Origin of the sequence: Moorena sp. SIO1F2, from assembly GCF_010672755.1 — a bacterium.
In the GTDB taxonomy this organism is placed as follows: domain Bacteria; phylum Cyanobacteriota; class Cyanobacteriia; order Cyanobacteriales; family Coleofasciculaceae; genus Moorena.
In genome coordinates this window covers 1-10,494 of the sequence record NZ_JAAHFV010000232.1, presented here as the reverse complement: position 1 = coordinate 10,494, position 10,494 = coordinate 1, and the positions used below count along the sequence as shown (strand labels likewise).

Genomic DNA, 10,494 nt, shown 5'->3' with positions numbered 1-10,494 from the left:
CGCTCCCACTGATCATCTCGCAAGGCATACCGACGCATTACTTCCTCCTTAGTTGAGTTTTCCTGACTCCCCTCAGTTCTATAGCTGCACTGACTGGTTGTCAATTCTCTAACTGACGACATGCCCTGGTCAGTGGTAATACTTATATCTCCCCCATTTCCTTTTGAACCTGAATTAGCTTGAGCCAACAAGTCGCTGCTAAGTTCAACAGTAGAGGAAGCATTGACATTAATGTCCCCCCCGTCCCCTTCACTAAAAGTGCTAGCTGAAACTATTGCTCCATCAGAGACGATAAACTCCCCAGTAGTAATACTGACATCTCCCGCTTTCCCTTTCCCAAGAGTTCGAGTCAACAAGCTGCTGGCAAACTCACCCGAGGCTGAGGTACCTATCAATTGAACCGTAGAGTCCGCATCCACTGTCACATTTCCCCCGTCCCCTTCACCCAAAGTGCGAGCTGAAATTCGTGCTCCATCAGAGACGATAAACTCCCCAGTAGTAATACTGACATCTCCCGCTTTCCCTTTCCCTAGAGTTTGAGTCAAAAAGCTGCTGGCAAACTCACCCGAGGCTGAGGTACCTATCAATTGAACCGTAGAGTCCGCATCCACTGTCAAATTTCCCCCGTCCCCTTCACCAAAAGTGCTAGTTAAAACAAATGCTCCATCTTTGACAATTAACTGGTCAGTGGTAATACTGACATCTCCCGCATTTCCTTTACCTGCAGTTTGAGCAAACAAGTCGCTGCTAAGTTCAACAGTAGAGTCCGCATCCACAGTCAAATTTCCCCCGTCCCCTTCACCCGAAGTGCTAGTTGAAACAAATGCTCCATCTTTGACAATTAACTCCCCAGTAGTAATACTGACATCTCCCGCGTCCCCTTCACCCCGTGTCGTAGTTGCAACAAATGCCCCATCAGAGACGATTAACTCCCCAGTGGTAATACTGACATCTCCCCCATTTCCTGTTGCTTCTGGAAAAACTAGGGCTGCCAAGATGCTGGGAATACTATCAGGCGATACACCAACTACTCGCACAGATTCAGAGGCATCCACAGTCAAATCTCCCCCCTGTCCTGAGCCAATTACATTCGTAGTTATTTGAGAACCACCCTCAAGACTCAACTGAGAAGCATCAACAACTATGCCACCGCCACTGCCACTACCTTCGGTATTCGCAAACACAAAAGAGCGATCGCGTAAACTCACATTAGCTCCCTGCACCTGGATACTGCCACCACTTTCGCCACTGGTAATAACAAAAGCACCGTCAGACAAACTAATATCCTGAAACGCTGGAACTGCTGAATAATCCAACACAAAACTAGTATCGGTTGGGGTCAAGTTCACCACACCATTACCCACACTCCCCAGCTCAATCCGTCCATCCAATGCAGCTATCAAACCACCAGGAATAGTAACCTCACCACCAATCAGCCCTAAGGTTTGACCATTTGGTACCAAAAACAGACTAGACTGATTAGTAATACTTCCGGGATTTGAGCCATATTGCAACCCAGATGGAATATTAATAGTTAATAACGGTTTATCATTGGGATTTTTTGCGCTGAATACTGTGCCATCGTCAAACAATATACTATCAGCAGTACTCCCAAAAAATGAGCCTCCCAGATCGAGTCTGCTATTGGACCCGAATACAATACCATTGGGATTTATCAAAAATAAATTAGCATTTCCCAATACTCCCAGAGTCCCCAAAATATTAGAAACATTTGTTCCAGTTACCCGACTCAGGATGTTGGCAACTCCTGCTGGATTCGCAAAATAAACTCGCCCAAACTCGGCCACATTGAAATCCGAAAAGCTGTGGAAGAGATTACTGTCTCTAATCGCTCCACCTTCTATCAAATCTGCCAGGGCACCATTAATAGTCACATTGGGTGTTACTACAGAACTGACCTTACCGAGGGTATTATCTGGGGTTATTTGCCCTAATGCCGTAGTTGCACCCAGTAGAGAACAAAGAACAAAAGGACTTGCTGCGACAAGTTGGTCAATCCGAGGTTTCATGTTAATCAATAAAGATGCTCCCGATTTCTCGGATTATTTCATAAACTATGAATTAAGCTTTATTGATGTAACAATTCTTGAAAAGACTTTACTTGAACTTCATAAAAATATAGCAAAGGGAACAGGGAATAGGGAACAGGGAACAGGGAATAGGGAGTAGGGAGTAGGGAGTAGGGAGTAGCGATGCAGTCAACTATTATTACTGTTCTGGATTACCTGTTCTGGATTACCTATTTTGGATTACTTGTTCCCGATTCCCGATTCCCGATTCCCGATTCCCGATTCCCGATTCCCGATTCCCGATTCTAAATTCTAAATTCTTAATTCTAAATTCTTAATTCTTAATTACCTCTATTTAGTCCCATTCAAACTATCACAATTATTAGTTAAAAAGCCAGTAAAGATAGTAATCACTCGATGCTTTCTCTCCTTAATATTCACACTTACCGACATCCCTGATGCTAGGGGAAATGATTCTCCCAAACGTAAGCATTGAGCTGACGGCTGACAGCTGACAGCTGAGAGCTGTTGAGGTTAATGACTTGTTTCTCAAAGATGAATTCGCTATAGTCCGCTAGGTCATCAATTCCTACCAAGTTTAAAATAATTTCAGTTATAAGCCAAACGATGATTTTCTGCCACATTACCCTGTCCTCTTTACCTGTCTAGTTTTAGAGTAATGAGCAGAGCCAGGAATACTGTCTCATTTTTTGCATCAGTTTTTGAATCAAGTGTTTTTATTAAGCTGATTTTTGTGATTTTTATTAGATTATTTTAAGGCTGTCTTCAGATTAAGTTTAAGTTACTTTAAGATTGAGCAATAAATAGAGATACTCAACAATATTAGGGGTGGTTATAGCATATTAATCAAGACTATTTATCTCAGTTTTTGTATCAGTTTTGCGATTTTATTCAGACTTATATCATTTTGAGATCATATTACAGCGTTTTTTAATTCGGTGAGGTACACAGTATTTTTTCCCTGTTCCCTGTTCCCGGGAGCATGTCAGTTTTGTTAATTCCTGGTTTAGATCCCCCTAAATCCCCCTTAATAAGGGGGACTTTTGAATTGAATCGAATTCTTAATCACAGGGAGTTTTTCATCTAATTCCCCCCTTTTTTAAGGGGGGTTAGGGGGGATCCATGTACCTAATTACAAAGGTGACATGCTCCCCCTGCTCCCTGCTCCCTACTCCCTACTCCCTACTCCCTAGGAATTTATACCTCACCCAATTGAAAACTGCTATATGGTTTTTATGTAAGCTATTGAGCTTAGATAAAAAATGCGATCGCTAATCTAACTAGCGATCGCTAACAGTCTTGGGTAAACACCTTTTATGTAAGAACTAATCGGAACAGTCTTGGGATTAAACTAATGTGTTACACAAATGCATTAAATGCCTGCTCAGCAGCATCAAGATTGCCGAATACAGTCAGATTATCCTCGCCGCCAAGGATGGCTACTACGGCTTCTTGACCACTAACTGTTTCGCGACCGAAACTAATATTGCCCAAGAACTCATCAGCGAAATCAAAGCTATCCGCTGCCTGAAAGTCAGTGATTTGGTCAAAGTCCTGGAAACCGTCTTGGAAGATTTCACTGCCGAAGGCGAAGATGTCTGCACCTGAATTGCCAGTTAACAAGTCATTGCCAACCCCTCCGTTCAAGACATCATTAACGCTACCACCAATCAGAGTGTCATTGCCTTCATTACCGAAAACAGTACCATTAACAGTGCCTGCGATACCATCATAGGTATCATCACCCGCACTGAGTAGAACATCGCCGTTGATAGTGCCTTGGTTAACAATAGTTACGTCACCCTCAGCATCCTGAACATCAATAGCCACCTGAGGGCTGCCTGCAACAACACCACCGTTGATAGTGCCCCTGTTAATGATTTCGCCGTTGAGTTCGACTCCGTCCTCAATCAGTACTGCCGCATCAGTTTCTGAGGTCAAGGTGCCTTCATTGACAATATCACCATTGAAGACTGAGAGGTCAGTATTAGTACCCTGTCTGAGGCGAACAGCAGTAGCTCGGTTGTTGCCCACCGGCACACCACGTCCGATCACCGTACCCCGATTAATCACGCTACCTGTGACATCAGCACCGAGTTGTAGAGAAATGGCATCTCCATCATTGCCTTCACCCACATCGATCAGACCACTACTTTCGTTGACAATCGAGTAGGAAAGCGCACTCTGGTCAGTGTAAACCACACCATCCCGGGGACTGGCAGAGGTGAGAATCTCACCGAAGTTTTGAAGGCTAATATCTTGACCACCGATATTTACGGCACGACTAGCACTAGTGATAGTACCGAAATTTTGCAGCGCTCCAGAAGAGGTACCGCCATTGCCAAAGCTGACGCCGTTGAAAGCACCATCAATCGTACCGTTGTTAACGATTGTACCGTTGAGTTCGACTCCCGACTCAATCAGGACACCACTGTCAGTTTCTGAGGTCAAGGTGCCTTCATTGACAATATCACCATTGAAGACTGAGACATCCGCTCCTCCGATGTCAGTACCCTGTCTGAGGCGAATCGCAGTAGCTTGGTTGTTACCCACCGGCACACCACGTCCGATCACCGTACCTTGATTAACCACACTACCTGTGACATTAGCACCGAGTTGTAGAGAAATGGCATCTCCATCATTCCCCTCACCGACATCAATTACAGCATCAGGACCGTTGAAAATATCATAGGATGTAGCGGTCTGGTCAGCGTAAACGACACCATCCCGAGGACTTGCAGAAGAGATAATCTGGGCTAAGTTATCAACCCTGATGTTCTGACCACCGATGTTGACGGGACGACTATCACTGGTAATCAAGCCTTGGTTGGTTAATGTGCCAGAAGAAGCACCACCATTAAAGAAGTTGACACCGTTGAAGCTACCATCAATTGTCCCTGTTTCTGCGTTAAAAATGCTGGCATTAGTGCCGGTGATATCAACAGCACTACCATCAACATCTAATGTACCGAATACGGTTAAAGAATCCCCTACTCCAGGTAGTACTACGGGCTCGGTTAGAGTTTCTCCAGTGGGAATAAAAGTGTTTGACATCAAAGTTCCTCCGAATGCAAGTGAATGAAGTTGGTGAATGAAGTTGAGACTGGAAGTAAACACTGGTCTACCGGCAATAGACCAGTGTAATGTTTTTAACCTCAGGCAAACATTGACCCTTAGGCAAAAACCATAGCTTTCAACAGGGCATTAGCGCTTTTGTCTAGCCGCTAAGGTGTCTATATTTCTACAATGGCATTCGGATCAGAGCCTAATGTCTCAGTTTTTGTCTCAGTTTTTTACCTCAGTTATTTTAACTAGGCTTAGTTGTATAATTTTTTTCATACTTAGCCCAGGGTGAGCTTAGATTTTTCTCAGACTAATCTCAGGTTGAATCATAAACCGATGAAATTAATCCTATTGAGAGGCGCTATATAGCATAAGTTAGCATAATAGTTGTCTCAGTTTTTGTCTCAGTTGTCTCAGTTTTGCTTTTTTTCTCAGTTTGGTTTCAGTTTGGCTTCAGTTTTGCTGAATTGATCAATTAAATCCTATGACATTTGGTTTCACAAGCGTGTTATATGATGTCAGGATAATTACCCTTAATAAAAATCTCCCCATCTCCCCATCTCCCCATCTCCCCATCTCCCCATCTCCCCATCTCCCCATCTCCCCATCTCCCCATCTCCCCACACTTTTATTATCGGTATTCAACCGAATTTGATATTATTATCCCATCACCCCATCAACCTACAGTCTTAATGTCAATCAATTAGCCGGTCTACTTTAGTCATAGTGCTGAATTTTTGGCTGTTATCCCGGATCTGGTAATCAGTTAACGAAGGAGTGATCTGGTTTATAGGATTTATAAATCAGATGTAAACATAGGAGGTCTTTTTTTATTGTCCAATAAAACTCTGTATCTCTTTCCCATCTTTACTTTTGCCTCTTAGCTTTTGCTTTTTCCGGCAATAATTTTGTTTACAACCCAGATATAGCAAAAGTCAAAAGTCAGAAGTCAGAAGTCAGAAGTCAAACTCTTGCGCTTACTTAGGTTTGAGACTTTTGTCATGTCCGCGCCTGCCCTGGCGACTGCTATATAAACGCGCTGATCGGTTGTTAAACAATTTGTAAGCATATGCGCTACGCGCAGGCTACGCCAACAGCCGTTGGCCGTAGGCCTTTGGCTGAGAGCTGAGAGCTGATAGCTGATAGCTGAGAGCTGATAGCTGATAGCTGAGAGCTGAGAGCTGAATGCTGAGAGCTGAATGCTGAGAGCTGAATGCTTACGGTTAGTTAGCTAAACACCGCTCCACTCACAGCTAGGGAGAGTTGCTTTGGTGAAGACCAAACTTTTATTGTGCTGCATTGCAACCACAACGTTTTCTGATGGCTGCTTCTACTTAATCGGTGATCAAGGTCAGCAATTGGAATTCAGTGATGAGGATAGCTCAAAGTTATGTCTATTTTTATGATCGGCACCCAACGCTCAGGCTCTAATTTATTGCGCCTGATGTTGAATCAGATCGGTGATCTCGCTGCTCCCCACTCCCCTCACATATTGCAGCGGATGATGCCATTACTACCTAGCTATGGGGATTTGAGTCAAACGGACACCTTTACCCTCTTAGTAAATGATGTGTGTCGTTTAGTGGAACTCAATCCCGTCCCTTGGGAGGGTGTGAATTTAGATACAAAGGAAGTAATTTCCCTTTGCCGAGAGCAGTCTTTGGTGGCGATATTTGCCTCTGTTTACGATATTATGGCACAAACTTGGGGAGCACAGCAATGGTGTTGCAAAAGTTTAGCCAACGTTTACTACCTGCCAGAGATTACCGCCTACTTGGAAAACGCTAAATTTATCTATTTGTACCGGGATGGTCGAGATGTGGCGGTTTCTTTTAAGAAGGCAGTGGTTGGAGAAAAGCACTTCTACCATATTGCTCAAGAATGGGCAAAAGCCCAGCGTTTAGCACTCCAGATGCGCTCTCGCCTAAGTCCCGATAGGTTTTTCAGTATCAGTTATGAAACCCTAATCAGCTCTCCTGAGACTACTCTGCAGGATCTGTGTAATTTCCTAGGCGTGCAGTATACTCCTGAGATGCTGGATTTCCATCAATCCCAGGAAGCCTCGAATACTGCAACGTCTAGCTCCCTATGGAGTAATGTAACCCAACCTGTAATTAAGCAAAACACTAAGAAGTTTCTCCAGGAAGCTACGGATGAGGAAATCCTGATTTTTGAATTGGTGGCGGGAGATGTACTTGATGCTCTCGGTTACGAACGGGTTGGGATTCTTAAAGGCAAAGAAATCAAATTCAGCAGCACTGCGATCGCTAAATTTAATGCGATTAACCAAAGCTTAAAAGCAGAAGTACGCCAAAAGATGGATCCTGAGGACTTAAAGCGACGGGATCGCCAAGCCACTTTGCTCAAAGAGATTAAAGCACGCCAGACCGTAGTGGCTTAAATAACTGACTATGTTAAAAAAACTGCATGTAAACTCGGAAAATCCCGAGTCGGTATCTCTTTGGTTTCTGTTCTGGAACTTTTTCAAGATCGGAAGTACAGCCTTTGGCGGTTTCATGGCTCTGATTTCCGTAGTGGAGAATCGGATGGTGCGGCGGCACAAGCTCCTCACCCATGAAGATATGCTAGATGGCATTTCCTTAGCCACTGTTTTACCTGGCCCAGTTGCTGCTAATGTAGTAGCCTATGTGGGCTATCGCTTGCGGCGGACTAATGGAGCTGTAGTCAGTGCTATCGGTGTGTTGCTCCCTTCTTTTATCCTGGTAATTGGTCTCACCATTGCTTATCTCCAGGTCGGGGAAATTCCAGCACTTCAAAAAGCCTTTGCGGGATTTATTCCTGCGGTGGCGGCGATTATCTTGAGTGCCGCCAGGCGCATGAGCAAAAAAGCGATCAAAGGCTGGCGGGAACTAGTGATTGCTTTGATAGCGGCAGTCCTACTCAAGGTAATAGGAGGATTCTACATTACTGTACTAGTCGTGGTGGGTTCTGGATTGGTAGGATGGCTTTGGTTAGGTGACACTAAGCAGTCGGGACAGGAGAATTCCCAAGCTCAACCGATTCAGGAGTCAATTCAGGGGATTTCCTGGCTGAAGCTGTCAGTCACCTTGCTCATCCTCCTGAGTTTTCTGTTGCTTTCTCTGATTCCCCTACCCTTTTTGGGGGAAACCAGCCTCGCGAAACTATTCGTCACATTTTCCGGCATGAGCCTAATGCTATTTGGTGGAGGCTACGTGTTCATTCCCCTGATTCAAGAAGTGGTGGTGAATAATTACGGTTGGGTGACTCAGACAGAATTTGCTAATGCGATCGCAATCGGACAAATTACTCCTGGACCAATTCTGATCAGCGCTGCCTTCATCGGTTATGTGGTGAAAGGGATTTCGGGAGCAATAGTAGCAACAGTAGGAATTTTTTTACCACCAGGACTGCTGATGGTAACCTGTTCCCACTTATTGAAACATATCAAAGAATCTACAGTCATTCAGGCGGCGCTCAAAGGAATTCGTCCTGCCGTCATTGGCATGATCATTACCGCTGCTATTGTAGTAGCTGGGAGTGCTGAATTTCATGTTGGCAGCCTGGTGATCTTTGCCGCAGCTTTAGCTGCCATGTGGCGGTTCCGCGTGAAGGTGCTGTTAATTATCCCGATTGCTGGAATTTTAGGCTTAGTACTTTACTCAATCTAGAATGGATTGCTATAGCAAAGGGAACAGGGAACAGCGGATCACCGGAACAGGGAGCAGGGAGCAGGGAGTAGGGAACAGGGAACAAACATTCTCTCAATTGATTTAGGATTGCTATAATATAGAGTTTTAAAACAAGTTGTAAAGTTATAGATTGTCGAAAAAGGCAAGAGGCAAGAGGAACCCACCCCTAACCCCTCCCAGGAGGGGAAGGCAAGAGGGGCAAGAGCTCCAGAGTTTTTTAGTAAAATAAAATAACACCTTCTCGGTTTACATCTCAAATACAAATGCTATAGCAATCCGTGTAGGAATGGTGAGAATTTTTGTTCCCTACTCCCTACTCCCTACTCCCTACTCCCTGTTGCCTGTTCCCAGAATTCCTAAACGGATCCCTATTAGCATCCCAACTTTTTAGCCTCAACGTTTCAATCAGCTTATCCAGGGAGCCATAATCCTCTGCCGGTAAAAATTTTTCTATCTTAGCAGCTGCCAGGGCTGGATGATTTGCTGGGATATTCAGAAGCGCGTCGGTCACTGCTGCGACTAATTGCGGGTCAGTACCCTTAACCGCAGCAATTGGCCACTCGGGATAGAGCTGGGTGGTATGAGTATAGAAGAATTCGTCCTTAGCCGAATCTAGGATTCTCAGCTGTTCCAGGTTTTCCAGCAAGCCTTGCTTGACCATATTTTCTAATTGACATGTACGGATAAACCCAACATCAATTTTGCCGTTGACTACGTCAAGTACGATCTTGTCTTGTGATTTGTTTTCCACAAAACTGCTGAAGTCCACGAACGGGTCAATACCATGTTCAAGCAGATGATAGATTTGGAAAGTGCAGCCAGCCGCCGCCGTTTGAAAAGCCACGCAGGCTGCCTTCTTACCCTGCAGATCCTTCAGCTTGTAGATATTGCTATCGCTTCTGACGATGATCAGACCACCAAATTTTGTACCCACCTGAGGTCGAGAGTGGGTAAGTAGAAATTCCGTATCGTAGAGCCGACGGATTTGCACAGCTGCCAGAGGATTGTTGGTGGTAAAGTGCAAATTACCTTGGGCTACTTCAATGAATTGACTTTCTTGGGTAACAGGTACTAAGGAGAAAGGGCGATTAATCACCCCAGAGAGGTAGTTTAGGAGTGGCTGATACCGTTGTTTGACAGAATCCACGCTATCAATGATCAGCACACCCACCCGGACAGTATTGTCCGACACTTGTTGATGGGAAGTATCAACGGGTATCACTGATGGGTTTGCAGACTGTTTCTTCTCGCAGGCGGTAAGCCCTAGGATAAGAGCAATAGATACACCAGTCAACAGATGAATTATTGTCTGTTGATAACTTATTGAGTTTACTAGATTTTTAACCATCAAAACCGATTAAATTATTCAATAATAATAATCATAAAAATAATTTAAACTATATCTTATTTTTTATTTAGCAAGAGTTATTTCAATTGATGGATAATTTTATAAAGTTTCGATGAAGTTTCGATGAAGTTTTAGATATCTCTTAGCCAGCCTTAGTTTTTACTGTCAGCAGTTACGAGCATACACAAAAAATCCAAAAAACTATACCTGTAGAGTTAGATATGACTATATCACCTAAGTACAGGACAAAAAATGGAGAGAGTTAAGAAAAGCTGGGAACTGGTGGTCAAGATTGGTGAAAATTGAGCGCAGATAATCAAATCCCAAACGAAATAGGCTCTTGGCTCGTCGTTGATGGGAT

The 10,494-nt window shown here is 44.1% G+C and carries 9 protein-coding genes; 4 read left to right on the top strand and 5 right to left on the bottom strand.

The window, feature by feature from the left end:
* The coding region (locus tag F6J94_RS23070; RefSeq protein WP_293044490.1) for a filamentous hemagglutinin N-terminal domain-containing protein at positions 1 to 2,030 on the bottom strand (2,030 nt) is incomplete at its 3' end.
* A gap of 183 nt (positions 2,031 to 2,213) precedes the next feature.
* Here F6J94_RS23070 and F6J94_RS23065 point away from each other — a divergent pair.
* Positions 2,214 to 2,339 carry a hypothetical protein gene (locus tag F6J94_RS23065; protein ID WP_293020165.1) on the top strand — a complete coding sequence of 42 codons (126 nt, stop codon included), beginning with the start codon at positions 2,214 to 2,216 and terminating at the stop codon, positions 2,337 to 2,339.
* Positions 2,340 to 2,491: 152 nt separating this feature from the next.
* On the opposite strand, the gene F6J94_RS23060 is transcribed toward F6J94_RS23065, so the two are convergent.
* On the bottom strand, positions 2,492 to 2,674 hold the full coding sequence (locus tag F6J94_RS23060) for a hypothetical protein (RefSeq protein ID WP_293044488.1): 183 nt from the start codon (positions 2,672 to 2,674) through the stop codon (positions 2,492 to 2,494).
* A 499-nt stretch (positions 2,675 to 3,173) separates the two neighbouring features.
* On the opposite strand from F6J94_RS23060, the gene F6J94_RS23055 reads away from it, so the two are divergent.
* On the top strand, positions 3,174 to 3,326 hold the full coding sequence (locus tag F6J94_RS23055) for a hypothetical protein (RefSeq protein ID WP_293020166.1): 153 nt from the start codon (positions 3,174 to 3,176) through the stop codon (positions 3,324 to 3,326).
* An 84-nt stretch (positions 3,327 to 3,410) separates the two neighbouring features.
* Here the strand turns inward: F6J94_RS23055 and F6J94_RS23050 are convergent, their stop codons facing one another.
* Positions 3,411 to 5,105: a hypothetical protein gene (locus F6J94_RS23050; RefSeq protein ID WP_293044486.1), complete on the bottom strand. Its 1,695-nt coding sequence runs from the start codon at positions 5,103 to 5,105 to the stop codon at positions 3,411 to 3,413.
* A gap of 1,399 nt (positions 5,106 to 6,504) precedes the next feature.
* Between F6J94_RS23050 and F6J94_RS23045 the strand changes: the two genes are divergently transcribed.
* Together F6J94_RS23045 and chrA are read left to right on the top strand one after the other, a co-directional pair.
* Entirely contained in the window at positions 6,505 to 7,515 is a 1,011-nt protein-coding gene (locus tag F6J94_RS23045) for a sulfotransferase (protein ID WP_293044484.1), read from the top strand.
* A gap of 10 nt (positions 7,516 to 7,525) precedes the next feature.
* Positions 7,526 to 8,764, top strand: a complete 1,239-nt coding sequence (gene chrA, locus F6J94_RS23040) for a chromate efflux transporter (RefSeq protein ID WP_293044482.1) — start codon at positions 7,526 to 7,528, stop codon at positions 8,762 to 8,764.
* Positions 8,765 to 8,802: 38 nt separating this feature from the next.
* Here chrA and F6J94_RS23035 read toward each other — a convergent pair whose 3' ends face one another.
* Positions 8,803 to 8,949: a hypothetical protein gene (locus tag F6J94_RS23035; protein ID WP_293020171.1), complete on the bottom strand. Its 147-nt coding sequence runs from the start codon at positions 8,947 to 8,949 to the stop codon at positions 8,803 to 8,805.
* 149 nt (positions 8,950 to 9,098) lie between these two features.
* The gene (locus tag F6J94_RS23030; RefSeq protein WP_293044479.1) at positions 9,099 to 10,133 is read right to left on the bottom strand and encodes a phosphate/phosphite/phosphonate ABC transporter substrate-binding protein; all 1,035 of its coding nucleotides are present in this window, start codon (positions 10,131 to 10,133) and stop codon (positions 9,099 to 9,101) included.
* Positions 10,134 to 10,494 lie beyond the last annotated feature (361 nt).